Genomic DNA, 23,115 nt, shown 5'->3' on the forward strand with positions numbered 1-23,115 from the left:
ACGCAGCCCAGCGGGAGCAAGCTCCCTCGCCACGGGGTTTCGCCAGTGCAACCGATCCGCTGTCAAACCAACAACCCCGCAACCGGCACCCGCCCAACCCCCCCATCAATCAAATACACGCTCCCCCCAACAATCTCCTTGGCATGATGCTTGGCCTGCGAAGCCATCTCCGCCAACTGGCTGGCGTCCAGCTCCCCGCAGGCCTCCGAGCGCAGGTGCACTACCCCAATCGACAGCGACAGCAACGCAAACTCCTGCCGCATTCCCTGTCGATTCAACGCAGTAAAACATCCGGCCTCAAGGTGCTCGGGCCGGTAGAAGCGGCGACAGTGGTTCTGGAAGTCGTTCAGCAGTTGGGTCAGGCGTTTGCGCCAGTCATCCGGGCCGAGGACCAGCAGGAAGTCGTCGCCGCCGATATGGCCGACGAAGTCGCGGCTGGGGTCGATGCGTTCGTTCAGGCATTGCGCCAGGCACAGTAGGACTTCGTCGCCGCGGCCGTAGCCGTAGATGTCGTTGAAAGGTTTGAAGCTGTCGATGTCGACGTAGCAGATCACCGACTCCTGGCGTTGTTGAAGCAGGCGGGTGAGGCATTGCTGGATCGGGACGTTGCCGGGCAGCAGGGTCAGCGGGTTGGCGTAGCGAGCCTGTTGGATTTTCAGTTCGGTGATGAGTTTGAGCACGTCGATGACGCGCCCCAATCCCATGTAACTGCCGTTGAGGGTGATGATGAAATCTTCTTCGATGCGTTGCCGGGCGCGGCTGGTGATCAGGCGGCTGACTTGTTGCAGCGACTGATTGAGTTCCACCGCTAGGAAGTCATCACTCATCAGGCGGCTGATGGGTTTGCGTGCGAAGAGGTCGGTGGCGAAGGGTTTGAGCAGGGCATCGGAGAGCGAATGGCGATGGACGATGCCGCAGGGCTGGCCACGGTCATCCAGCACCGCCAGGGAGTTGAGGTTGGCCTGGCGGCGGAACGCCTCCAGGACTGCCGCCGTCGGGGTGTTGTGGGTCACCGCCGGTTGTTCGTTGAGCAGTGCGCCAAGGTCGTTGACTTCATCGCCCAGCGGCACCACGCCGCTGTCTCGGCGGGGCATCAGCGCCTTGGCGTCCTGGGAAGGGTGTTCCTGGGGGCGGGCAAGCAGGTAGCCCTGGACCAGATCGACGCCCATCTCGATCAACACGGTCAGTTCTTCCTGCAGCTCTATCCCCTCGGCAATCACTTGGGCCCGTGATGCCTGGGCGATTTTCAGAATGGAACCGACGAACTCGCGCTTGAGCGCGTCCTGGTGAATGCCATCGATGAAGTGCCGGTCGATCTTCACGTAATCCGGGCGCAGTTCCGACCAGAGCCGCAGGCTCGAATAACCAGCGCCAAGGTCGTCCAAGGCGATGGAAAAACCCATGGCTCGATAGTGATGCAAAGCGGTTTGCAGGAGCTGGAAATCATCGATCGGGGTTTGCTCGGTCAGTTCGATCACGACTTGGCTGGGTGGGATGCCGAAGTCTTGCAACAACTGCAATGTACGACCGGTCTGGTGCGCTGACTCGAGCAGCGATTCGGGCGACACATTGAGGAACAGCTTGCCCGGCAGTTTCTGTTCGTTGAACCGCTGGCAGGCGCTACGTCGGCAGGCCAGTTCCAGCTCACTGAGGCGCCCGGCCTGGCGAGCAACGGAAAGCAATGCGATAGGGGAGTGCAGCGGGCTGTTGGACGGGCCGCGGGTCAAGGCTTCGTAACCCAGGATGCGTCGTTCGGAGAGACAAACGATTGGTTGGAACAGGCTGTGCAAACCGCTTTGACTCAGGATTGAGCTCAAGGCACTCAGCTGTTCTATCGTGGTCATGGCAGTCTCTGGCGATAAAAAAAGGACGGGGCTCAACCTCTGCTGAGGTGCGCCCGGTCCTGTATTTCACGACAGACTGATGTCAGTTTGATGACACTCCGACGAGCATCACCATTAAATGGCCATCACTCAGTGCTTGGCGACCGCCGTGTTGAGTTTCAGGTAATCCAGGAGGATTCGCCCGGTTTCACTCAGGTAGGCATCGTCTTCCGGCTTGGTCTTTTCCGGTTCGGTGATCAGGTCTTCGTCTTCTTTCTTCAGCTCTTTGAGCGGTTCTTCGCCCTTGGCCTTGCGACGCAGGTTTTCCATCGCCAGTTGCCTGGCCTCGATGTCGGCATGCTGCGCGCGGCGCTCGGCTTCGTTGAGGGTGACGGTTTTTTCCATCATCAACTTCTGCGCCAGGGCCAGCTTGTCGCGGATGAACACGAACTCCGCGTCTTGGGACGAGCGCGCATCATGGTCGGACTTGAGTTGGGCCAGGAACGGCTTGAACGGGTCCACGGCCGGCTTGATCGCGGGGCGGATGGTGTCCCACGGCATGGCCTCGGGCAGGGCGCTTTCACCGATTTCCTTGGTGTCGATGATCGACGGGTAATCGATGTCAGGCAGCACGCCTTGGTGCTGGGTGCTCTGGCCGGAAACCCGGTAGAACTTCGCCAGGGTCAGCTTCAGTTCGCCGTGGTTCAGCGGCTGGATAGTCTGCACGGTGCCCTTGCCGAAGGTCTGGCCGCCGATGATCAAGGCGCGGTGGTAGTCCTGCATGGCGCCGGCGAAAATCTCCGAGGCCGAGGCCGACAGGCGATTGACCAGCAAGGCCATCGGGCCCTTGTAGAACGCGCCCGGGTTTTCATCTTCCAGCACATCGACCCGGCCATCGGCATTGCGCACGAGCACGGTCGGGCCTTTGTCGATGAACAGGCTGGTCAGTTCGGTGGCTTCCTGCAAGGAGCCGCCGCCGTTGTTGCGCAAGTCGATGACGACGCCGTCGACCTTTTCCTTTTGCAGTTCGGTCAGCAGCTTCTTGACGTCGCGGGTGGTGCTCTTGTAATCCGGATCGCCAGCGCGGAACGCCTTGAAGTCCAGGTAGAACGCCGGGATCTCGATGATGCCGAGCTTGTAGTCCTTGCCGTCCTGCTTGAGTTTCAGGACCGATTTTTTCGCGGCCTGTTCTTCCAGCTTCACCGCTTCGCGGGTGATGGACACGACTTTGCTGGTCTGGTCGTTCGGTGCATTGCTGGCCGGAATGACTTCCAGGCGGACCACCGAGCCTTTCGGGCCACGGATCAGCTTGACCACTTCATCCAGGCGCCAGCCGACCACGTCGACCATTTCCTTGTTGCCCTGGGCGACACCAATGATCTTGTCCGCCGGGCCGACCTGCTTGGTCTTGTCCGCCGGGCCCGCCGGCACCAGGCGCACGATCTTGACCTGATCGTTATCGCTCTGCAGCACTGCACCGATGCCTTCCAGGGACAGGCTCATGTTGATGTCGAAGTTCTCCGCGTTATCCGGCGACAGATAATTGGTGTGCGGGTCGTAGGACATTGCGAAGGTATTGATGTAGGCCTGGAAGATATCTTCGGCACGGGTCTGGTCCAGGCGCGCCAATTGGTTCTTGTAGCGCTTGGTCAGGGTTTCCTGGATCTGCTTGGGATCCTTGCCGGCGATCTTCATGCGCAGCACTTCGTCCTTGACGCGTTTGCGCCAGAGGTCGTCGAGTTCGGCTGTGCTCTTGAGCCAGGCGGCATCCTTGCGGTCGACCAGCAAGGTTTCCTTGGCATTGAAGTCGATCTTGTCGACGCCTTTGTTCAACTCCGCCAAAGCGTAGTCCAGGCGCGCCTTGACGCGGTCCAGGTAGCGTTTGTAGATAATGAAACCGGCGTTCAGGTCACCGCTCTTGAGGAAGTCGTCGAATTGGGTCTTCCACTTGTCGAACTCGGCGATGTCGCTGGCCAGGAAATAACTGCGCGACGGATCGAGCAGCTTCAGGTAGCTGTCATAGATGATGACCGAGCGTGCGTCATCGAGCGGCGGCTTGCTGTAATGATGACGCTTGAGCAACTCAACGACATTAAGGCTGGCAATCACCTCGTCGCGATCGGGCTGAAGCTTGTCCCAGCTGTTGGCCGCGAGCGCATTGCTCGAAAGCGTCGAAACGCCAAGGCCAATGAAGAGGGCAAGTGCAGTACTGGGGAACAAGTGCTTCATGCTGATTCGACGCAGGGACAATTGATAACGCATATTAGGCCGTCTTTGAAGTCGCCGGTTCCATGTGGCCCGGGCGCATAATGCAAGAAAGCCCGGCGTTGAAGCAGCGGGCCCAGTCGAGACTCACTATGGAGGCACCGTGAAAGCATTGCAAGGCGTTGAAGGCCAAGTGGTATGGGCAGATGAGCCGAGTCCGGCCTGCGATGCGGGGCAAGTTCGCATCCGCGTGGCAGCCGCCGGCCTGAATCGGGCCGATTTGCTGCAAAAAGCCGGGCATTATCCACCGCCACCGGGCGCCAGCCAGGTGTTGGGGCTGGAATGTTCCGGGGTGATCAGCGAAGTCGGGCCTGGCTCTTCCTGGCAGGTCGGGGACCGCGTTTGCGCGTTACTGGCCGGTGGTGGGATGGCCGAAGAGGTGGTGGTCGATGGTCGCCATGTCTTGCCCGTGCCGGAAGGCCTGTCGATGGCCGAAGCGGCCGGCCTGCCGGAGGTCTATGGCACCGCTTGGCTGAACCTGTTCCAGCTTGCCGGGCTGCGGCCAGGGGAAAAAGTGCTGCTGCATGCAGGGGCCAGTGGCGTCGGCTCGGCCGCGATCCAGCTCTGCAAGGCCTTTGGCAACCCGTGCTGGGTCAGCGTCGGTTCGGCGGATCGGCTGGCCTATTGCGAAGCACTAGGGGCCCAGGGCGGCGTGGTGCGCACCGACGACATCAACAGCCTGAACGACTTCGCGCCGTTCGATGTGATCCTCGATCCGGTCGGCGCGAACTACGCCAGCCTCAACGTGAAACTTTTGTCAGTTGACGGCCGCTGGGTGTTGATTGGCCTCATGGGTGGTCGCACGACCGAGCTCGACCTCGCCCAAGTGTTGGGCAAGCGAATTCAATTGCTTGGCTCGACCTTGCGCAGTCGCAACGACCAGTTCAAGGCCGACCTGATCAGCGACCTGGGCCAGAACGTATGGCCGCTGTTTGCCGATAAACGCCTGAGTCCGCAGTTGGCCAGGACATTTGCAATCACCGATTCCGAGGCGGCGTTCGCGGAGCTGGCGACCAACCAGGTTTCCGGGAAGTTGGTGTTGGTGATTGATGAAGGCCTGAGCTGATTTTGACCTGTGGGGGCATGCTGACCTTTGGTCGGCGGGCCCTATCCGATGCACGCGCCCTGCTAGCGTTAATCAATGAGGGGATGGGGTAACCGCAACTGTCATTTCACCGCCAGGTGAAGAGGTTGATCATGGCCATCGCCGAATGGCGCATGCAGGGCGTCGAGTTCATTGCCTGCAACTGCAATTGGGGCTGTCCCTGCCAATTCAATGCGCCACCGACCCATGGCCACTGCCAGGCGGTGGCGTCGATGCGGGTGGAGCGCGGGTATTTCAAGGAAGTGGCGCTGGATGGCTTGTGCTGGGCTGCCACTTTCTCTTGGCCGGGCGCTATCCATGAGGGCAACGGCAGCTGCCAGGTGTTCATCGATGAACGCGCCGACGAGGTGCAACGCGAGGCCCTGCTGACCATTCTGTCTGGCCTGGAGAGCGACCCTGGGGCCAACGTGTTTCAGGTGTTCAGCAGCACCATGAGCGAAGCGTTCGAACCGCAGTTCGTGCCCATTACCCTGTCCATCGATGTGGATCAGCGCCTGGCGCACCTGGACATTCCAGGCGTGCTGCAGGCCAGCGGCGAGCCGATCCGCAGCCCGATCAACGGCTCGCCGCATCGCGTGCGCCTCTCACTGCCCAATGGTTTTGAGTTCCTCGAGGCGGAAGTCGCCAGTGGCAGCTACCAGACGCATTCAGCCCTCAAACTGCAATCCCGGGACAGCCACAGCCACCTCGCCCATGTGCACTTCACCGGCCACGGCATAGAGCCGTAGCGATGGCAGGACCCCAGGCGGTAACGCCGAGTAAGCGACTGTCAGGCGAGCAGATACTGTTGCTGCTCTGCCTGCTCGCACTGAGCGCCCTGGCCTGGGTAATGCTGCTGCGCATGGCCCGCGACATGAGTGCGCCGGGCGGCATGGCTGATGCGGCAATGGCCGGCATGATCATGCCGTGGAGCCTCGCCGATGCGCTGTTGATGTTCGCGATGTGGGTAGTGATGATGCTGGGCATGATGCTGCCCAGCGCCTTGCCCATGCTGCTGATCTACCAACAGATGCTGCGCAAGCGTATGCGAGCACCGCAGCGACACCTGGCCTTGCTGTTGTTCTGCTGCGCCTATGGCCTGGTCTGGGTCGGTTTTGCCCTGGGCGCTACGGCGCTGCAATGGGCGCTCGAACAACTCGCCTTGCTCAGCCCGGGGATGTGCACCACCAGTACCGCGCTGGGCGCCGGCCTGCTGCTGGTCGCAGGCGTCTATCAGTGGCTGCCGGCCAAGTCGACCTGCCTTGAGCATTGTCGCGGGCCGCTGCATTTTCTGCTCAGCTACTGGCGCCTCGACGTGCTAGGCGGCTGGCGCATGGGGCTGGCCCATGGCGCCTACTGCCTGGGTTGCTGCTGGGCGTTGATGGGCGTGTTGTTTGTGGTCGGCGTGATGAACCTGGTCTGGGTGGCAGTGATCGGTGCCTTCATCCTGCTGGAGAAAAACCTCCCGCAGGGACTGTGGCTCAGTCGTGCCTGCGGTGTGTTATTGCTCGGCTGGGGCCTGTGGCTGCTGCTGGGGTAGCTGAACCCCGTATCAGTCTGGCGAACGGGTACTACTGGAGCCATGATGTGCTCGCGAGTGTTGAGATTGACCTTTTGATGGGCTGAGCAGTAGAGCCACTGAGGAGAGCGGTGAGCCTGGAAGGTTCACCGCAATCCTTGGATCAGCGTGTGTCGTTGTCTGCTCTGCTCAGTGGAGGCAGCTACAAATCTGCACGATCCTCGAAGGTAACGTTATTAACCAACTGATCATGGCCTGACGTCTACTGTCAGAAATAACAGGTGTCATTAGTCGGATAAGGTATATGACCTGTCAACTCTGACAGTAGACGCCACGATGGGAGCCTCCCTAAATTGGAGGCTAGATTTGGAGGCCTGGGGTAGACGGTCGTCACTCTGCTCACGCTCCACCAACAGAAGAGGTGTCGTGATGGCTACTTAGAGAGTTCCGCCTGTCCATGGCTGAAGTGGATGCCAGCAATAAAACGCCCGAAGTTGTCGTTGAGTTCAGGACGAAACGATCCTTCTGGAATTTGCCAGCGCTTTTTCCAGGTTCAAATAACGACAGCGTTGTCTGTTGATCAGCCCGCACCGATCTGTGGGGAACGACATAGAGGTGAGGACTGTTTACAGGCAAGCCTTCTTCATTGAGCCAAAACAATGAAAAAACTGTCGATTCTCGCCTTTTTCATCGCGTTTTTGTTGGGGTGTCATGCGCCTTCACGACTGTTGCATACGAACGATGCCGATGCATTGGGAGCGCAAACAGCAATCAACCTGACCACCCGTTATCATAAAAAAGTAATCGATTGCGGCCCTGCACGGCCGGCTTATTTATGCTCGGGCATCATGCTCAGAGGAACGGTTGCATCGGAATCTTTTTTCTTCTGGAACCCCAGTCCGCTGTCAGTCAGCAGTGGCGGCGTGTCCTTTTCGTTTCTACGAGAGGATGCGAAATACATTCGCCTGAGCTACGGCTATACAAGTGGCTTTATCTTCCAGCCCTATCTTGAGTCCGTACGGGCTGCCGTCCAGCCAGACGTACTGTGTTCCTTTCCCGTGGACAGCAGCACGCTGGAGAGAGATGAGAAAGGTTGCGGGCAGTATCAGGCATTTCCTGGCAGTAGTCGGCAATGCCAGTCACAGGGGATTACCACCGCTGCGCAATGGCTGGCGCACTATCAATCTGTTCCATCGGAACAACGCGCACGGCATCAATGTGGCTTCAATGTCAGCGAGGCGCTTGGTGGTGCGGCGGCAAGCGCGTTCTATGCCAGTCTCCAAGCGCGAGCGCTGGGTAGCGACGATATGAGTATCGCTCCTGTTCAGAATGAACTGCGATTAGCCACCTGGGCTCAGGACATAGGTCGTGACTTGCCTGTCGAAGCACTTTTCTTCGCCCCCGGGGGACTAGCCGGTGCTCAGAATGACCAGCGAAACTTTTACCTGGAAACCGACAAGTGGGTTCCGATTATCGCCTTGACGCTGCCAGCGACCCCGACGGGGAACGCGACGTTCACCTATCGCAGTACCGATCAGGCATTTTTCCCCGGGGGGCCGCTTTCAATCAGTCATACGCTGATGGCGCTGAATGGTTTCAGAATCTTCGCATCGTGGCCGCAGACAGGGGCCGATGCCATGGACAACGTGCTAACTCGCAGGGCTGTGGGAGGAGCACCGCCTTACCGCTATGTGTCCAGCAATCCCCAAGTTGCATCGGTCACTCCCGGCGGTAAGGTGACAGGAATAAGGCGAGGCAACACGACCATTACCGTATCTGATTCCAGCACGCCGACACAGTCATTAACTTATTCAGCGCAGGTGAGCAATACCTGGCTGCTGGGCGTGGTGCAGCCAGGAACTTTCAGTGGCGTCGCGGACTTCCATCGCTGGTTGATCGCATCGGGAGGGTTCATTATCAACAGCAGCGGGCAGTTTCAGAACCTCGAGCGTCTGTATGCACAGCCTTTCCCACTTCCCCGTGGAAGATACTGGCTGGGCGAGCACGGCGGCGCCTGCCCGGCGGGTTATTACACCTACTACCATGCTGAACATACCAATGCGCTTGCTTGCGCCCTACCTAGAGAGCCGAGCGTAACCGGTGCGCTGTATGTAATACCTTATTGATCTGTCGCTGTGTCTTTATGGCTGCCTATTTCCACTGGTGGATCGGCCATCCTGCTCGTTCCGCCTGTTCACGCAGCACCGGATCCGGGTTCACCACATGCGGATGATCCACCCGCAGCAACAGCGGCAAATCATTGCGCGAGTCGGAATAGAAACTCGCGCCTTCCAAATTCTCTTCCTCGGCATCCAGCCAGTCCAGCAACCGCGAGATCTTGCCTTCGCGATAGGTCAGGGTGCCCACGGTCTTGCCGGTGTACACCCCATGGGCGACGTCCAGATCGATCGCCAGGATCTCGTCGATGCCCAGGCGTTCGGCAATCGGCTTGACCAGGTGCGTGCCCGAAGCCGAAATCACCAGGATCCGGTCGCCGGCCTTGCGGTGTTCGGCGATGGCCTTGGTGGCGTCGCTGAAAATGATCGGCTCGATGAAATCCTCAACCCACGGCGCCACCAGGTGTTCGATTTCTTCCGGCGTGCGGCCGATCATCGGCTCCAGGCTGAAGTCCATGTACTCTTCCATGCGCAGCTTGCCGTGGCTGTAGGCGTCCATCAAATCGTTGTTGCGGCGCATGAACGACTCTGGATCGACCCAGCCCAGGCGTCCCATCTGTTCGCTCCAGAGAGTGGCGCAGTCGCCGTGGATCAGGGTTTCGTCCAGATCAAAAATTGCCAAGGCCATCAGCAGGTTTCCCTTCTTAAAATCAACAAAGCCATCAGGCTACCTCACACAGCGCCGAAGGATCGATGGAAAGTGCCAACCGAGCACCGTCAGGATGCAGGTCGGCGGCCGAGCGATTGAGCACATCCACCACCAGTTCCACGCCGCGGGCCTCGACCCTGTAGCGGATCACGTTGCCCAGCAGGCTGTGGCTGCGGATCAGCGCATCGGGTTCGCCGCTGCGATTCAGTTCAATCGCTTCCGGGCGAATGGCGATGCGACCGGTCACCGGCCGTTGCAGCAGTTTGCTCGCACTGTCGGCATCCAACAGGTTGTAGTTGCCGATGAAACCGGCGGCGAAAACATCGACGGGCGCAGTGTAAAGGGTCTCGGCGTCGCCGCTCTGTACGATCTTTCCCTGGTTCATCAGGAAAATCCGGTCAGACATCGTCAGCGCTTCTTCCTGATCGTGTGTGACGAAGATCGTGGTCAGACCCAATTCGCGTTGGATCTGTCGGATCTGTTCACGCAAATGCTTGCGAATCCGCGCATCAAGGGCTGACAGCGGCTCGTCCAGCAGCAACAGGCGCGGCCGTGTGACCAGGGAGCGGGCCAGGGCCACGCGCTGGCATTGGCCGCCGGACAGTTGATGGGGATAGCGGCCGGCAAACTCGTGCAGCTCCACCAGGCGCAGGATTTCCAGTACCCGCTGACGGCTGTCCGAGGCGGCGACCTTCTGCATGCGCAGGCCGAAGGCGACGTTCTGCTCCACGGTCATGTTGGGGAACAAGGCGTAGCTCTGGAAGACCATGCCGATGCCGCGCTTTTGCGGGCTCAGTGGGACGATGTCCTGGCCGTCCAGCAGGATCTTGCCGTCATCCACGGCTGTCAGGCCGGCAATGCAGCGTAACAGCGTGGATTTGCCGCAGCCCGAGGGGCCGAGAAGGGTGACGAACTCCCCCTTGTGGATCTCGCAGTTGATGTCGCTGAACACCGGCGTGCCGGCGTAGCTTTTTTGCAGGTGTTGGACGCTGACGTAGCTCATTGGCTTTTGTCCTTGCTCAAGATGTTGGCCGCCCAGGTCAGGACCAGTACGAAGAAGAAATATGAGATCACCAGCGCACTGGTGAAATGGCCGCTGCTGTTGCGCATGTTGTTGAGGTACACCTGCAAGGTTTCATAGCGGGTGCCGACGAGAATGTTCGCGAACACGAACTCGCCGAACAGGAACGAGAAGGACAGCAGCAGCGCCACCATCAAGCCCTTGCGCAAGTTCGGCAGCACCACCAGCAACGCGGCCTGGAAGGTGCTGGCGCCGAGCAGCTGCGCGGCGTCCATCAGGTCCCGCAGGTTGATGGCTTGCAGGTTGTTGGTGATCGCCCGGTACATGAACGGCAGGGCGACGGTGAAGTAGCAGCCGATCAGGATCCAAGGCGTGCCGACCATCGCCAGCGGCCCGGAACCATAGAGCTGCAACAGCCCCACCGACGACACCACTGGCGGCACCGCGAAGGGCAGCAGGATCAGGATGTTCATCAGCGCATCGAGCCTGGGAAAGTGGTAATGCACCACAAACAGCAGCGGCAGGATCAGCACCACCGAGAGCACCAGCGCACCGACGCAGACCAGCAGCGATTGGCCGAAGGCATGGAGAAAACGTGGATCGCTCCACAGTTGCACATACCACTTGAAGGTGAAGCCGCTGGGCAGCACCGTGGCCGACCAACTGCTGGCAATGGAGTAAACCAACGTTCCGACCAAGGGCAGCAGCAGGATGGCGAACAGCAGGTACACCACCGCACGATGATAGAGCCCGGCGGAGCCCGATTCAGCGCGAGACATGGTAGCTCCTCTTGAGCAGCAGTTGATGGACGATGGTCACCAGGGTCATCAACGCCACCAGCACCACGGCGAGTGCGCTGGCCATGTTCGGATCCAGGGAAATGTCGCCGGAGACCATGGCTGCGATGCGAATCGGCAGCACGTTGAAGTTGCCCGTGGTCAGCGCGTAGACCGTGGCGTAGGCACCGAGGGCGTTGGCCAGCAGGATTACGAACGTGCCCAGCAGCGCCGGCGTCAGCACCGGCAAACCGATATGCCGCCAGAACTGCCAGCCGCTGGCGCCCAGCAGCGCGGCGGATTCGCGCCAGTCTTCACGCAGCGCGTCGAAGGCCGGGTAAAGCAACAGCACGCCCAGGGGAATCTGGAAATAGGTATAGAGAATGATCAGCCCGGTTTTCGAGTAGAGATTGAAATCCTCGATGATCCCCGCTTGCTTGAGCATGATCGTGATGCTGCCGTTGAAGCCCAGCAGGATGATGAACGCGAAGGCCAGGGGCACGCCGGAGAAGTTGCTGGTCATGTTGGCGAACGCGTTGACGAAGTTGCGCAGCCGCGAATCCACTCGACGCAGGGAATAACTGCCTAGCACAGCGATGATGATGCCGAATACGCTGGACCAGAAACTGATCTCCAGGCTGTGCTGGATTGCCTGCCGGTAAAACTTCGAACTGAAGATCTTGCTGAAGTTGGCCAGGCCCCAGCCGAACTCTTCTGATTCCAGGCTGTTGACCAACACCCAGAGCAGCGGGGCGATCTGGAACACGATAAAGAAAATCGCGAATGGCACCAGGCACAACGCTGCCAGCCATTTGCCGCGCGTCATGGCGTTCACTTGAGTAACTCCTGGCAATAAGGTTTGTCGTGATCGACGCCGAGCAATTGGCAAATCGTGCCGCACAGTTCGGTCTGCCGAGGGGCCGCGCTGGCGTCAAGGCTGAAGCCATCCCCGAGGACAAACAGTGGAACCTCGCGTTCTTCTGCCAGCAGGCCATTGTGGGAGCGGTCGTTGTTCATGCCGTGGTCGGACGTCACCAGCACCTGGTAACCGGCGTCGAGCCAGGCTTGCAGGTAGACCGCCAGGTTGATATCGGCCGAGCGGGCGCTATTGCGGTATTGCGGCGTATCGAGGCCGTGCTTGTGGCCGGCATCGTCGATGTTCATTGGATGCACCAGCAGGAAGTTCGGCAAGTAGCGCTGGCGCAGGTGTTCGGCGTCGGCAAACAGATGGGAATCGGGGTAGTGGTCATTCCAGTAGAAATGGCCGTATTGGATCGGCAGGTCGGGGTTGTCGGTGTGACGATCACGGCCGGCTACAAAGGGGGACGCGTTGTAGAGCTCGCTGACCCAGTGGTAGGCCGCGGCCGCCGTACTGAGTCCGCCTTCGATGGCGTAATGGAAAATGCTGCGCTGGTTCGACAGGCGCGAGACGTTGTTGTGCACGATCCCGCTGTCGATGGGTACGACCCCGGTGAGGATGCATTCATAGAGCGGGCGGGACAGGGCGGGCAGTTCACATTCCAGCTTGTAGAGCGCCGCGCGTCCTGCGCCGACATACGCCTGCAAATGTCCCATGGCATGCCGGGCGACCTCGTAGTTGAGACCATCGAGCACCACCAGGATGACGTTGTGCTTCATGGGGACCGGAACTCCGGGCAAAAACCAAAAAAACCGGATTCACCAAGCGTCCAAGGGGGGAGCGAGCTTGCTCGCGATTGTGGTTTGCCAGCCAAAGATAATTGAACTGACACTCCGCCATCGCGAGCAAGCTCGCTCCCACAAATGGATCATCGGTTATCCAGGAGCGGGAGCTAGCGCTTCACTTCATCTCGACAATGACTTCTTCGTTCCACTTCTGCGGCAAAGCCTTGGAGGTCTTCTCCCACGCATCCGCGTCCTTGATCGGCGTCACGCCTTTGTACTGCTCGTTCGGCAGCAGCTTGGCCTTGACCTCTTCCGGCAGCTTCAGGTGCTCGGCGCGGATTGGGCGGGCATTGCCCTTGGCCAGGTTGATCTGGCCAGCGTCGCTGAAGATGTATTCACGGGCCAGCTTGGCGGCGTTCGGGTGCTTGGCGTATTTGTTGATGATGGTGGTGTAGCCGGAGATCACCGAGCCGTCGGACGGGATCAGCACCACGTAGTCGTCCGGGTTGGCCATCTTGGCCTTGTAGCTCAGGCCATTGAAGTCCCAGACCACGCCGACTTCGACTTCACCTTTTTCCATTGTCGCAATGGTCGGGTTGGCCATGGACAGGCGGCCTTGCTTGGCGATCTCGGCGAACATCAACAGCGCTGGCTCGATGTTCTTTTCATTGCCGCCGTTGGCCAGGGCCGCAGCCAGCACACCGTTCGCAGCCTGGGCGGCGGTGCTCACGTCACCGATGGAGACTTTGTACTTGCCAGTCTTCAGGTCAGCCCATTTGGTTGGCACTTCGGAACCGTGCAGCAGCTTCTTGTTGACGATGAAGGCAATGGTGCCGGTGTAGGCCAGGGCCCAGTTGCCGTCCTTGTCCTTGGCCCAGTCCGGAACCTGGTCCCAGGTGCTTGGCTTGTAGGGCTGGACCACGCCCTGTTTTACCGCGATCGGGCCAAAGGCGGCACCGACGTCGCCGATGTCGGCGCTGGCATTGTCTTTCTCGGCGGCGAACTTGGCGATTTCCTGGGCCGAGCTCATGTCGGTGTCGATGTGTTTCAGGCCGTAGACCTTGGCCAGGTCGTCCCAGGTGCCTTTCCAGTTTGCCCAGTCATCAGGCATGCCGACGCTGTTGACGGCACCTTCCGCTTTCGCAGCGGCTTCCAGTGTTTTCAGATCGGTATCAGCGGCCATGGCGGCGGTGCACATGGCAATGGTCGAGCCTAACAGTGATGCCAGGAAAAGCTGTTTCATCCGAAGCTCCTATGGGCGTTTTCAACGCTGCGATTGCGGTTGTGTTGGTCTAGGTCAGCAATACCTGAGCCAATGTAGGCGTCTCCCATGACATTTTGATGTCGATGGGAAGCTCGCCAGCAATCGTCGGGCTCACGGAGAGTCGCTGTGGGATAAGCGTAGACCATGAGCAAACACCCGCCGCGCAAGGCCCTGGCCGTTTAATTGCAAGCGCATGTGTTGACCGTTCGGCGGTTGTGTCATCTATCAGTCATGCGCAGTGCCTAGGCTTGCAGGCATGAGACGTGGATCGATGCGCCATCGAATCCTGCCCCGAAACAGTGCTGGTCTAGTCCAGATAGGTAACGTTGATGCGCGTTGAGACAACCAAAGCGGTGACAACCATCGGGCAGGTCCTGCAAGAACAGCTTGACCACGGCTTGCTGGCGCCGGGTAGCAAGTTGCCGGCCGAACGCAAGTTGAGCGAGTTGTTCGGGACCACCCGGATCACCGTGCGTGAGGCGTTGTTGCAGCTCGAAGCCCAAGGGCAGATTTACCGGGAGGAGCGCCGGGGCTGGTTTGTCTCGCCGCCACGGCTGGCTTACAACCTGATGCAGCGTAGCCATTTCCACGCGATGGTCGCAGCCCAGGGCCGGGTGCCGTCTACCCAGGTGATTTCTGCCCGCCTGCAACCCGCATCGGCGGCGGTCTGCGCCTGGTTGCAACTGCCGGCGTTGTCCAGCGTCATCCAGATCTGTCGAACCCGGCGCATCGATGAGCGACTGGTGCTGTACGTCGAACACTACCTGAACCCGGCGTATTTCCCGGGCATCCTCGAATTTGATCTTAACCAGTCGATGACCGAGCTGTATGCGCACCATTACGACCTGCATTACGGTCGGGTGAAGTTCGAGATCGTGCCCACCTCGCTACAACCTGAAGCGGCAGCGGCATTGAAAGTATCGGTTGGCAGCCCCGGGCTTCGGATTGCACGGGTCAACTACGACCAGCACCAACGACTGATCGATTGCGATCTGGAGTTCTGGCGGCACGATGCAATCCATGTCGGCGTGGACGTGCCGGAACAACCCGTATGAGGCGTATTCAGTAGGAGTCGTTGAGTTTTGCCAGGATCCGGAACAACACGGTGACAAGAATCAGCAACATGCCGATCCACATGGCAAACACCCCGACGTTCTTGTCGCGGAAGTTAAAGCCGATGGCCAGCAGGATCATGCCGGCAATGATGGGCACCAGCATGGCGTTGAACGAGGACATGGAGATCATGGCGACAGCCTTGTCGGGAAAGATAAGGTCAGTCTAGTTGTGGTTTGGCGGGGATGGGCTGATGTGTGTCACAGGCTGCTTTCAGAATCTGGAATGAAAACTGTTGTGGCGAGGGAGCAAGCTCCCTCGCCACAAAGGCTCAGGGCAACTCGCGAGACGCGTAGAACGCGCTCAGCACTTTCACCAGGTGCGCCAGGTCATGGCTGCCGCACAGCTCACGGATCGAGTGCATGGCGAAGGTCGGCAGGCCGATGTCCACCGTGCGCACGCCCAACTGGCTGGCGGTGATCGGGCCGATGGTCGAGCCGCAACCCATGTCGCTGCGCACCACGAAGCTCTGCACTGGCACTTCTTCGGCCATGCACAGGTGACGGAAGAATCCGGCGGTTTCACTGTTGGTGGCGTAGCGTTGGTTGGTGTTGACCTTGATCACCGGGCCGGCGTTGAGCTTGGGGCCATGGTTGGCGTCGTGCTTGTCGGCATAGTTGGGGTGTACGCCGTGGGCATTGTCCGCGGAGACCAGCAGGGATTTCTGGATGGCGCGTACGAATTCTTCTCCTTCGGGCAGAAGACGCCGCAAGGTCTGTTCGAGCATCGGACCGTCCGCGCCACACGCCGAGGTAGAGCCGACTTCTTCATGGTCATTGCACACCAGCACGCAGGTTTCGTCGGTCTCGGCGGTCAGCAAAGCTTGCAGGCCCGCGTAGCACGACAGCAGGTTATCCAGGCGCGCGCCCGCGATGAAGTCGCCGTGCAGGCCAATGACCGCCGCGCTTTGCGTGTCATAGAAGCTCAACTCGTAATCGAGCACCACGTCGGCGTTCAGGCCGTGTTCACGAGCGAGTTGATCGGTAAGCACGGCGCGGAAGTCGACGCGTTCGTCGCCGGCGAACTGGGCGAGGATCGGTGGCAGCTCGTTTTGCGGATTGATCGCCCAGCCCTGGTTGGCTTCGCGATTGAGATGGATCGCCAGGTTTGGAATCGTGGCGATCGGCGCCTTGAAATCGATCAGCTGGCTCTCGACCTTGCCGTCACGGCGGAAGGTCACACGGCCGGCTAACGACAGGTCGCGGTCGAACCACGGCGCCAACAAGGCGCCGCCGTATACTTCGACGCCCAGTTGCCAGAACCCCTGGCGTTGCAGTTCCGGCTGCGGCTTGACCCGCAGGCAAGGGCTGTCGGTGTGGGCGCCGACCAGGCGGATGCCGTCGTGCAGTGGTGAGTTGCGGCCCAGTTTGAAAGCGATGATCGAGGAATCGTTGCGCGTGACGTAATAACGACCATTGGCCTCGGTGGCCCAGGTTTCGCGCTCATCAAGACGCTGGTAACCCGCCGCTTCCAGGCGCTGGGCGAGGCTGGCGGTGGCGTGAAACGGGGTAGGGGAGGCCTTGAGAAAATCGATCAGGCCTTGGTTCAACTCTGCGCGCATAAGTAGCTCCATACAGCGATGGGCGGGAGTTTACCGTATTAGCAGCGTCGATGATCATCCCCGCCACGATATGGGTACTGCTTGCTAAAACGGCGCTGGACACTCGAAGCGCAGGCGCTCGCCGCTTTGCGGGTGGGTGAAGCTGAGCATGCTGGCGTGCAGGCACAGGCGTGGCCAGGCGGCGAGGGCTTGCGGGTGGGCGTAGAGCCCATCGCCCAGCAACGGATGACCGATGGAAAGCATGTGCACGCGCAACTGGTGCGAACGTCCGGTGATCGGTGTCAATTCGACCCGGCACCAGTCGCCGCAACGTTCCAGTACGCGCCAGAACGTCAGGGCGTGTTTGCCCTGCTCATGGTCCACCACATGCCGAGGTTTGGTTGGCGGGTCGTAGCGCAGGGGCAAGTCGATGCTGCCGCTGTCCAGTTCCGGTTGGCCCCAGCACAACGCTGTGTAGGCTTTTTCAGTCTCTCGATCATGAAACTGCCGGGACAACTCACGATGAGTGTCCGGATCGCGGGCCAGCAGGATGATGCCGGAAGTTTCCCAGTCGAGCCGGTGCACAATTCGCGCTTCCGGATAGCCGTTTTCCTGCAGGCGGGTGATCAGGCAATCCTTGTTGTCGTCCGCCCGGCCTGGCACGGACAGCAGCAGGGTCGGTTTGTCGACCACGAGCACGGCGGCATCCTGATGGATGATGCGAATGTTGGACAGGGGCATTAAACAGTCTCGTACAAACGCCAACGGCGGCTCGGGCCCTGCTCAAATCCCGAGGGAAGAGAGGAGAGGGCCCGAGCCGCCGTGGCTCCCACTGGATCGATCAGCGATCCGGCAGGGTGATATTGAGTTCCAGAATCGAGCAGCTGCCCTGGCTTTCCAGCGCCACATGCACGTCATCGTTGCCGATATTGACGTATTTGCGGATCACTTCCACCAGTTCCTTCTGCAAGGCCGGCAGGTAGTCAGGGGTGCTGCGTTGGCCGCGTTCGTGCGCCACGATGATCTGTAGACGCTCTTTCGCGACCGAGGCGGTACTTGGCTTTTTGTTGGCACGAAAGAAGTCAAAAAGGTTCATTACCTACCTCCAAACAGGCGCTCGAAGAATCCCTTCTTCTCGACGTTCAGGAACCGGTGTTCCAGGTCTTTGCCCAGCAGGCGATCAACGGTATCGCTGTAGGCCTGGCCGGCGTCGCTCTGATCGTCGAGGATCACCGGCACGCCCTGGTTGGATGCCTTGAGCACCGCCTGGGATTCCGGGATTACGCCGAGGAGCCTGACGGCGAGAATTTCCTTGACGTCTTCGACGCCGAGCATCTCGCCCTTTTCCACGCGCTCTGGGTGGTAGCGGGTAATCAGCAAGTGTTCCTTGATCGGCTCTTCGCCCTTCTCGGCGCGACGGGACTTGCTTGCCAGAAGGCCCAGCATGCGATCCGAGTCACGTACCGACGAGACTTCCGGGTTGGTCACGACGATCGCTTCGTCAGCGAAGTACATGGCCAGGTGGGCGCCTTTTTCGATACCGGCGGGGGAGTCGCAGACCACGAACTCGAAATCTTCCTTGAGCTGCATCAGGACTTTTTCCACGCCTTCCTGGGTCAGCGCGTCCTTGTCGCGGGTCTGGCTGGCGGCCAGCACGTACAGGTTTTCGAGGCGTTTGTCCTTGATCAGGGCTTGTTGCAGGTTCGCTTCGCCATTGACCACGTTGACGAAGTCATAGACCACGCGACGCTCGCAACCCATGATCAGGTCGAGGTTGCGCAGGCCGACGTCGAAGTCGACGATGACTGTTTTGTGGCCGCGCAAGGCGAGGCCGGTACCGATAGCGGCGCTGGTGGTGGTCTTACCCACACCACCCTTGCCGGATGTAACCACGAGAATCTTGGCCAAGGTGTTTCACCCCTAAGGAAAAAGGACTGTGTCAGCCCCTGAAAAACATCTCTGGAAAACTGCGGCAACTGGACAGGCTTGGCTGGAATCGGATATTGGGGCGGGGTCTACCTCCGGTAAACACTGCCTGGTCCTCTTTCCTACGTCGTTTAAGCTGTTTTCGCTAAGTTTTAGAGATGCTTGGAAAATGCGGCAGTATCCGTTAAAGCCGAATGATGTTCAACACGTCGCCCGACAGGCTGACCTGGACGCCGGCACCCCACAACGGGTCGCGACGCAAATCCTCGGAAACCTTGTATTGCCCGGCGATGGAAACCAGTTCGGCGCTCAACTGCTGACAGAAGATCCTTGCCTTGGTGTCGCCCTTGACACCGGCCAGCGCACGGCCGCGCATCGGGCCGTATACATGGATGTTGCCATCGGCCAGAAGTTCCGCGCCCGGACTGACCGAGGACACGATGACCAGATCGCCACCCTGGGCATAAATCTGCTGCCCTCCGCGCACCGGCGAGGTGATGACTCGGGTGGGCTTGATGGTGGGCTCGGGTGGTTTCTCCGGTTTTTTCGGTTCGGCCGGGCTCAGCTCCAACACCCGCTCACGGGCGCCGGACGGCGGCAGTACCGGAATATCCACGGCGATTGCGGCGGCAATGTCTTCGATACGGCTGGCGCGGATCGCCAGGGTGCGCAGGCCGTGTTGGCGGCAGACGCGCATCAGGCCTGGCAAGTCCACTGAACCTTCGCCGGCCGGCAGCTTGTCCAGTGCCAATACCAGCGGTGCGTTGCTGAAGAAATTCGGGGCCTGGGCGACTTTTGCCGCCAACTGCCGGTCAAGACCTTCCAGGTCGTTACGGGCCAGTTCCAGCACCGTAATGGCGAGCATGCTGCCCTTCAGCTGGAACACGGGATCTTGGTCTAGCGGTTCGGTTTGGCTCATGGTCGGCGTACAACGACTTGTCACTAAAAGTGCCGAGACTTATAACGAGATCGCCCGCGAGCCGCAAGCCGGGTCGAACAATGTAGAATGCGCGGCCGAGGTCTTTGTGGAAGCTGTAATGGATCGCCCGCGTTTTCGAGCTGCTTTTTTTCACCCACGTTTCTGGCTGCTGTGGTGTGGCCTGGGATTGTTGTGGCTGATCGTTCAGTTGCCCTATCCGTTGCTGCTGCGGATCGGTCGTGCGCTGGGCGCGCTGATGTACCGGGTCGCAGGCGACCGGCGGCGCATCGCCCGTCGCAACCTGGAGCTGTGTTTCCCCGAAAAGCCAGCCGCCGAACGCAAGCGTTTGCTCAAGCAAAACTTTGCGTCCACTGGCATCGCCTTTTTCGAAATGGCCATGAGCTGGTGGTGGTCGCGTTCGCGCCTGGCGAAGCTGGCCCACGTCGAAGGACTGGAGCATCTCAAGCAAGCCCAGCGCGATGGCAAGGGTGTGATTCTGATGGCGCTGCATTTCACCACGCTGGAAATCGGCGCCGCATTGCTGGGCCAGCAACACACCATCGACGGCATGTACCGTGAGCACAAGAATCCGTTGTTCGACTACATCCAGCGCCGCGGCCGCGAACGGCATAACCTCGATTCCCTGGCCGTGGAGCGCGATGACGTGCGCGGCATGCTCAAGCTGCTGCGCGCAGGTCGGGCGATCTGGTACGCGCCGGACCAGGACTACGGCGCCAAGCAAAGTATTTTTGTGCCACTGTTCGGCATCCAGGCGGCAACGGTCACCGCCACCACTAAATTCGCCCGCCTGGGCAAGGCGGTAGTCGTACCGTTCGTCCAGGAACGCCTGGCTGATGGCAGCGGCTATCGCCTGGTGATCCAGGCACCGCTGGAGGATTTTCCGGGGGAGACCGAGGAAGCCGATTGCATTCGCATCAACCAATGGGTAGAAAAATCGGTCAGCCAGTGTCCCGAGCAATACCTCTGGGCCCATCGGCGCTTCAAGACCCGTCCGCCGGGCGAGCCGAAGCTGTACGACAAACGCGGTTGAGTATGTAGCCTAATTGACTAAGCACGGAGCATTGCGATGACCCCAGCTGAACCGGTGACAGGTTTGATTCTTTCCGGCGGCGGGGCTCGGGCGGCATATCAGGTGGGCGTATTGGCGGCCATCGCCGAATTATTGCCGGATGGGGCACGAAACCCGTTTCCGGTGATCGTCGGCACGTCGGCCGGCGCGATCAATGCGGTCAGCCTGGCGAGCGGGGCGATGGATTTCAAGACTGCCATCGAACGGTTGACGGCGTTTTGGCAAGCGGTGCGCAGCCATCAGGTGATGCGCAGCGATTGGCGGGGCGTGCTCGCCCAGGCGACGCGTTTCATCACTCACAGTCTATTGGGCCTGGGGGCCAAGTTGCCGGTGGCGCTGGTGGACAGTTCGCCGTTGCGCGAATTGCTCCAGGCCCAGTTCCACGCGTCGGGTATCGAGCAGGCAATCGCCGAGCATCAGCTGCGGGCGGTGGCGGTGACGGCGTTTGGCTACGAGTCCGGACAGGCGGTGACGTTCTACCAAGGTCGCGGCACCATTGGCGCCTGGTTGCGACATCGGCGCATCGGTGTGCCCACGCAGTTGTCCGTGGAGCATCTGCTGGCCAGTTCGGCGATCCCCTTGCTGTTCGCGCCAGTCAAGATCGGCCCCCAGTACTTTGGCGACGGCGCGGTGCGTCAATCGGCACCCATCAGTCCGGCCTTGCACCTGGGAGCCAATCGTGTGCTGGTCATCGGTGTCAGCGGCAACCCGCGCGGTGCGGGAGGCCAAACTCCCCAGGAGCGCAGCTACACCGGCCTGCAGCCTACCTTGGCGCAGATCGGCGGCCACATGCTCAACAGCACGTTCATCGACAGCCTGGAAAGCGACATCGAGTTGCTGGAGCGCCTCAACCAGTTCAGCCATCTGCTGCCCGACGGCGTTCCCGCCCACACCCTCGGCGCGGCACCGGTGGAGGTCCTGGTGATTTCGCCAAGCCAGCCGATCGATGAGATTGCCGCACGTCATCGACAGGAGTTGCCCCGTGCGTTGCGGATGTTCTTGCGCGGGCCCGGGGCGACGAAGACCAGCGGGGCCGGCGTACTGAGCTATCTGCTGTTCGAGGCGGGGTATTGTGGGGAATTGATCGAGCTGGGACGTCAGGATGCGTTGGCGCAGCGTGAGGCGTTGAGCCGGTTCCTGGGGTTGGCTCACACCTGATGTGGGAGCGGGCTTGCCCGCTCCATGAAGCGGATCAGAAGTGATACTTCAACAAGAAACTGGTATTGCTCTGGTTGGTCTTGAAACCACCGCTGTCTTCGATCGCGTACTTGTTTTTCCAGTAATCGTATTCCACCCCGACATACAACTGCTTGGCGCCCAGCTTCATGGCCTTGCCCAGGTCATATTTGATCTGCGGGACGATGTGCAAGTTGGCGTGGTAGGTGCCCTTTGAGTTCGTATCGTTATCCACGACCCAGTCGATGAAACCATCGAACAGGATATCGGAAGACCCCACCGGCATGGTGTAAGCCCAGACCGGGGTGATCTGCCAGACGTTGTCGCCGGCGCGCGATCCTTCGGTCTGGCGGTTGTAGAAATTCAGCTGGAAATAATCGAAACCGGGGATCGCCAGGTCGAAGCCCGGGCCGATCAGGTACGACTCGTTGTCGCCTTCCCCGAACTCATACGTCATTGCCAGCAGCACGTCCTTGATTGGCCCCATCTCGAGCTTCTGGTCAAAAATCTTGCCGAACGACAGACGTGGGCTGAACTCGCCGTAATAGGTATTCGGCCCGGACTGACTGTCGTCCTGGCCGTTATAGAAGATCCGGTCGAGGAAGAAAAAGTTGTCGCCGTATTTCCAGGCATCGGCATGCTCGAACGTCACGGTCTGCTGGATGCGTGGATTGATCTGGAAGTCCTTGCCGTAGAGGTAGCTCAGGCTGTTGTTCTGCCATTGGAACAGGTCTCCCGCCATGGCCTGCCCCCCGGCCAATAAAGATCCCGCAACGATCAGGTTGGTGCACGTACGTTTCATTCGGTTTGCTCCCAAGGTAAGTGGTATCGCGTTTCTTGTCGTCAGCGCTCTGGTGTGGCGCTTTTTCCACGGATAAACATCCGTTCGGTCAGCTTTTTGTTTGTGACAAGAGCTGAAAAACAGCGGCATCGGTCAGGATCCGATTGTTATTTGGAGGCGTCCGGATTCGAACGGCCGCGCAGGATACGGGCTTGCATGGAGAGGCTCAAGTGCGCTGCGACAGCGCCTTGGCGGCGAATGTGGGGCATTGGGGTGGGGCGCGTGCATGGGGTGCTTTCCTCTTGTTGTTATTGTCGAGGCGCAGGCGGCCGCTGACGGGCGACCGGT

22 protein-coding genes are annotated in these 23,115 nt (G+C 60.0%); 7 read left to right on the plus strand and 15 right to left on the minus strand.

What is annotated here, in order from left to right; translation table 11 throughout:
- Nucleotides 1-62: 62 nt before the first annotated feature.
- Entirely contained in the window at nt 63-1,844 is a 1,782-nt protein-coding gene (locus J3P79_RS07420; RefSeq protein WP_434609360.1) for a bifunctional diguanylate cyclase/phosphodiesterase, read from the minus strand.
- 129 nt (nt 1,845-1,973) lie between these two features.
- A complete protein-coding gene (locus J3P79_RS07425) occupies nt 1,974-4,052 on the minus strand; it encodes a carboxy terminal-processing peptidase (protein WP_434611391.1) in 2,079 nt (692 codons plus the stop codon).
- A gap of 139 nt (nt 4,053-4,191) precedes the next feature.
- Here J3P79_RS07425 and J3P79_RS07430 point away from each other — a divergent pair, with 139 nt between their 5' ends.
- The 4 genes from J3P79_RS07430 (at nt 4,192) to J3P79_RS07445 (ending at nt 8,817) form a co-directional block, all read left to right on the plus strand.
- Nucleotides 4,192-5,154 carry a zinc-binding dehydrogenase gene (locus J3P79_RS07430; protein ID WP_434609362.1) on the plus strand — a complete coding sequence of 321 codons (963 nt, stop codon included), beginning with the start codon at nt 4,192-4,194 and terminating at the stop codon, nt 5,152-5,154.
- 131 nt (nt 5,155-5,285) lie between these two features.
- Nucleotides 5,286-5,921 (plus strand): DUF1326 domain-containing protein, encoded by a 636-nt coding sequence (locus J3P79_RS07435; RefSeq protein ID WP_434609364.1) that lies wholly within the window; start codon nt 5,286-5,288, stop codon nt 5,919-5,921.
- A gap of 2 nt (nt 5,922-5,923) precedes the next feature.
- A complete protein-coding gene (locus J3P79_RS07440; RefSeq protein WP_434609365.1) occupies nt 5,924-6,712 on the plus strand; it encodes a DUF2182 domain-containing protein in 789 nt (262 codons plus the stop codon).
- 638 nt (nt 6,713-7,350) lie between these two features.
- Entirely contained in the window at nt 7,351-8,817 is a 1,467-nt protein-coding gene (locus J3P79_RS07445; protein ID WP_434609366.1) for an Ig-like domain-containing protein, read from the plus strand.
- Nucleotides 8,818-8,842: 25 nt separating this feature from the next.
- Here J3P79_RS07445 and J3P79_RS07450 read toward each other — a convergent pair whose 3' ends face one another.
- From J3P79_RS07450 to J3P79_RS07475, 6 genes are all read right to left on the minus strand, one after another.
- Nucleotides 8,843-9,496 (minus strand): HAD family hydrolase, encoded by a 654-nt coding sequence (locus J3P79_RS07450; RefSeq protein ID WP_434609369.1) that lies wholly within the window; start codon nt 9,494-9,496, stop codon nt 8,843-8,845.
- A 34-nt stretch (nt 9,497-9,530) separates the two neighbouring features.
- A complete protein-coding gene (locus J3P79_RS07455; RefSeq protein WP_434609372.1) occupies nt 9,531-10,520 on the minus strand; it encodes an ABC transporter ATP-binding protein in 990 nt (329 codons plus the stop codon).
- Nucleotides 10,517-11,317, minus strand: a complete 801-nt coding sequence (locus J3P79_RS07460) for an ABC transporter permease (RefSeq protein ID WP_434609374.1) — start codon at nt 11,315-11,317, stop codon at nt 10,517-10,519. Before J3P79_RS07460 ends, J3P79_RS07455 begins: the two co-directional genes overlap by 4 nt.
- Nucleotides 11,304-12,140 carry an ABC transporter permease gene (locus J3P79_RS07465; RefSeq protein WP_162488986.1) on the minus strand — a complete coding sequence of 279 codons (837 nt, stop codon included), beginning with the start codon at nt 12,138-12,140 and terminating at the stop codon, nt 11,304-11,306. Before J3P79_RS07465 ends, J3P79_RS07460 begins: the two co-directional genes overlap by 14 nt.
- A 5-nt stretch (nt 12,141-12,145) precedes the next feature.
- A complete protein-coding gene (locus J3P79_RS07470; RefSeq protein WP_434609376.1) occupies nt 12,146-12,952 on the minus strand; it encodes an alkaline phosphatase family protein in 807 nt (268 codons plus the stop codon).
- A 181-nt stretch (nt 12,953-13,133) separates the two neighbouring features.
- Nucleotides 13,134-14,201 carry an ABC transporter substrate-binding protein gene (locus J3P79_RS07475; protein WP_434609377.1) on the minus strand — a complete coding sequence of 356 codons (1,068 nt, stop codon included), beginning with the start codon at nt 14,199-14,201 and terminating at the stop codon, nt 13,134-13,136.
- A gap of 350 nt (nt 14,202-14,551) precedes the next feature.
- On the opposite strand from J3P79_RS07475, the gene J3P79_RS07480 reads away from it, so the two are divergent.
- A complete protein-coding gene (locus J3P79_RS07480) occupies nt 14,552-15,277 on the plus strand; it encodes a UTRA domain-containing protein (protein WP_434609379.1) in 726 nt (241 codons plus the stop codon).
- A 7-nt stretch (nt 15,278-15,284) separates the two neighbouring features.
- Here the strand turns inward: J3P79_RS07480 and J3P79_RS07485 are convergent, their stop codons facing one another.
- The 6 genes from J3P79_RS07485 to minC all read right to left on the minus strand — a co-directional run bounded on the left by J3P79_RS07485 (nt 15,285) and on the right by minC (nt 19,720).
- Nucleotides 15,285-15,467: a hypothetical protein gene (locus J3P79_RS07485; RefSeq protein WP_434609380.1), complete on the minus strand. Its 183-nt coding sequence runs from the start codon at nt 15,465-15,467 to the stop codon at nt 15,285-15,287.
- A gap of 139 nt (nt 15,468-15,606) precedes the next feature.
- Nucleotides 15,607-16,896: a M18 family aminopeptidase gene (locus J3P79_RS07490; RefSeq protein WP_434609382.1), complete on the minus strand. Its 1,290-nt coding sequence runs from the start codon at nt 16,894-16,896 to the stop codon at nt 15,607-15,609.
- A gap of 84 nt (nt 16,897-16,980) precedes the next feature.
- On the minus strand, nt 16,981-17,616 hold the full coding sequence (locus J3P79_RS07495; RefSeq protein WP_018612476.1) for an RluA family pseudouridine synthase: 636 nt from the start codon (nt 17,614-17,616) through the stop codon (nt 16,981-16,983).
- A gap of 100 nt (nt 17,617-17,716) precedes the next feature.
- The gene (gene minE, locus J3P79_RS07500) at nt 17,717-17,971 is read right to left on the minus strand and encodes a cell division topological specificity factor MinE (protein ID WP_039594520.1); all 255 of its coding nucleotides are present in this window, start codon (nt 17,969-17,971) and stop codon (nt 17,717-17,719) included.
- Complete coding sequence (gene minD / locus J3P79_RS07505; protein ID WP_039594519.1) at nt 17,971-18,783, minus strand: septum site-determining protein MinD; 813 nt, start codon at nt 18,781-18,783, stop codon at nt 17,971-17,973. The genes minE and minD overlap by 1 nt, the downstream gene beginning before the upstream one ends.
- 202 nt (nt 18,784-18,985) lie before the next feature.
- A complete protein-coding gene (gene minC / locus J3P79_RS07510) occupies nt 18,986-19,720 on the minus strand; it encodes a septum site-determining protein MinC (protein ID WP_045156646.1) in 735 nt (244 codons plus the stop codon).
- A gap of 118 nt (nt 19,721-19,838) precedes the next feature.
- Between minC and J3P79_RS07515 the strand changes: the two genes are divergently transcribed.
- Nucleotides 19,839-20,771 carry a lipid A biosynthesis lauroyl acyltransferase gene (locus J3P79_RS07515; protein WP_434609386.1) on the plus strand — a complete coding sequence of 311 codons (933 nt, stop codon included), beginning with the start codon at nt 19,839-19,841 and terminating at the stop codon, nt 20,769-20,771.
- A gap of 36 nt (nt 20,772-20,807) precedes the next feature.
- Nucleotides 20,808-21,968 carry a patatin-like phospholipase family protein gene (locus J3P79_RS07520; protein ID WP_434609387.1) on the plus strand — a complete coding sequence of 387 codons (1,161 nt, stop codon included), beginning with the start codon at nt 20,808-20,810 and terminating at the stop codon, nt 21,966-21,968.
- 34 nt (nt 21,969-22,002) lie between these two features.
- On the opposite strand, the gene J3P79_RS07525 is transcribed toward J3P79_RS07520, so the two are convergent.
- Complete coding sequence (locus J3P79_RS07525) at nt 22,003-22,788, minus strand: outer membrane protein OmpK (protein ID WP_434609389.1); 786 nt, start codon at nt 22,786-22,788, stop codon at nt 22,003-22,005.
- Nucleotides 22,789-23,115 lie beyond the last annotated feature (327 nt).

The sequence above is a fragment of the Pseudomonas sp. R1-7 genome, from assembly GCF_051132105.1.
Taxonomy (GTDB): domain Bacteria; phylum Pseudomonadota; class Gammaproteobacteria; order Pseudomonadales; family Pseudomonadaceae; genus Aquipseudomonas.

Bases quoted from the DNA above. Each gene is read 5' to 3' on its own strand.
- J3P79_RS07420 (WP_434609360.1), bottom strand. From the start codon at position 1,844: ATGACCACGATAGAACAGCTGAGTGCCTTGAGCTCAATCCTGAGTCAA.
- J3P79_RS07425 (WP_434611391.1), bottom strand. From the start codon at position 4,052: ATGAAGCACTTGTTCCCCAGTACTGCACTTGCCCTCTTCATTGGCCTT.
- J3P79_RS07435 (WP_434609364.1), top strand. From the start codon at position 5,286: ATGGCCATCGCCGAATGGCGCATGCAGGGCGTCGAGTTCATTGCCTGC.
- J3P79_RS07440 (WP_434609365.1), top strand. From the start codon at position 5,924: ATGGCAGGACCCCAGGCGGTAACGCCGAGTAAGCGACTGTCAGGCGAG.
- J3P79_RS07445 (WP_434609366.1), top strand. From the start codon at position 7,351: ATGAAAAAACTGTCGATTCTCGCCTTTTTCATCGCGTTTTTGTTGGGG.
- J3P79_RS07450 (WP_434609369.1), bottom strand. From the start codon at position 9,496: ATGGCCTTGGCAATTTTTGATCTGGACGAAACCCTGATCCACGGCGAC.
- J3P79_RS07455 (WP_434609372.1), bottom strand. From the start codon at position 10,520: ATGAGCTACGTCAGCGTCCAACACCTGCAAAAAAGCTACGCCGGCACG.
- J3P79_RS07460 (WP_434609374.1), bottom strand. From the start codon at position 11,317: ATGTCTCGCGCTGAATCGGGCTCCGCCGGGCTCTATCATCGTGCGGTG.
- J3P79_RS07465 (WP_162488986.1), bottom strand. From the start codon at position 12,140: ATGACGCGCGGCAAATGGCTGGCAGCGTTGTGCCTGGTGCCATTCGCG.
- J3P79_RS07470 (WP_434609376.1), bottom strand. From the start codon at position 12,952: ATGAAGCACAACGTCATCCTGGTGGTGCTCGATGGTCTCAACTACGAG.
- J3P79_RS07475 (WP_434609377.1), bottom strand. From the start codon at position 14,201: ATGAAACAGCTTTTCCTGGCATCACTGTTAGGCTCGACCATTGCCATG.
- J3P79_RS07480 (WP_434609379.1), top strand. From the start codon at position 14,552: ATGCGCGTTGAGACAACCAAAGCGGTGACAACCATCGGGCAGGTCCTG.
- J3P79_RS07485 (WP_434609380.1), bottom strand. From the start codon at position 15,467: ATGATCTCCATGTCCTCGTTCAACGCCATGCTGGTGCCCATCATTGCC.
- J3P79_RS07490 (WP_434609382.1), bottom strand. From the start codon at position 16,896: ATGCGCGCAGAGTTGAACCAAGGCCTGATCGATTTTCTCAAGGCCTCC.
- J3P79_RS07495 (WP_018612476.1), bottom strand. From the start codon at position 17,616: ATGCCCCTGTCCAACATTCGCATCATCCATCAGGATGCCGCCGTGCTC.
- minE (WP_039594520.1), bottom strand. From the start codon at position 17,971: ATGAACCTTTTTGACTTCTTTCGTGCCAACAAAAAGCCAAGTACCGCC.
- minC (WP_045156646.1), bottom strand. From the start codon at position 19,720: ATGAGCCAAACCGAACCGCTAGACCAAGATCCCGTGTTCCAGCTGAAG.
- J3P79_RS07515 (WP_434609386.1), top strand. From the start codon at position 19,839: ATGGATCGCCCGCGTTTTCGAGCTGCTTTTTTTCACCCACGTTTCTGG.
- J3P79_RS07520 (WP_434609387.1), top strand. From the start codon at position 20,808: ATGACCCCAGCTGAACCGGTGACAGGTTTGATTCTTTCCGGCGGCGGG.
- J3P79_RS07525 (WP_434609389.1), bottom strand. From the start codon at position 22,788: ATGAAACGTACGTGCACCAACCTGATCGTTGCGGGATCTTTATTGGCC.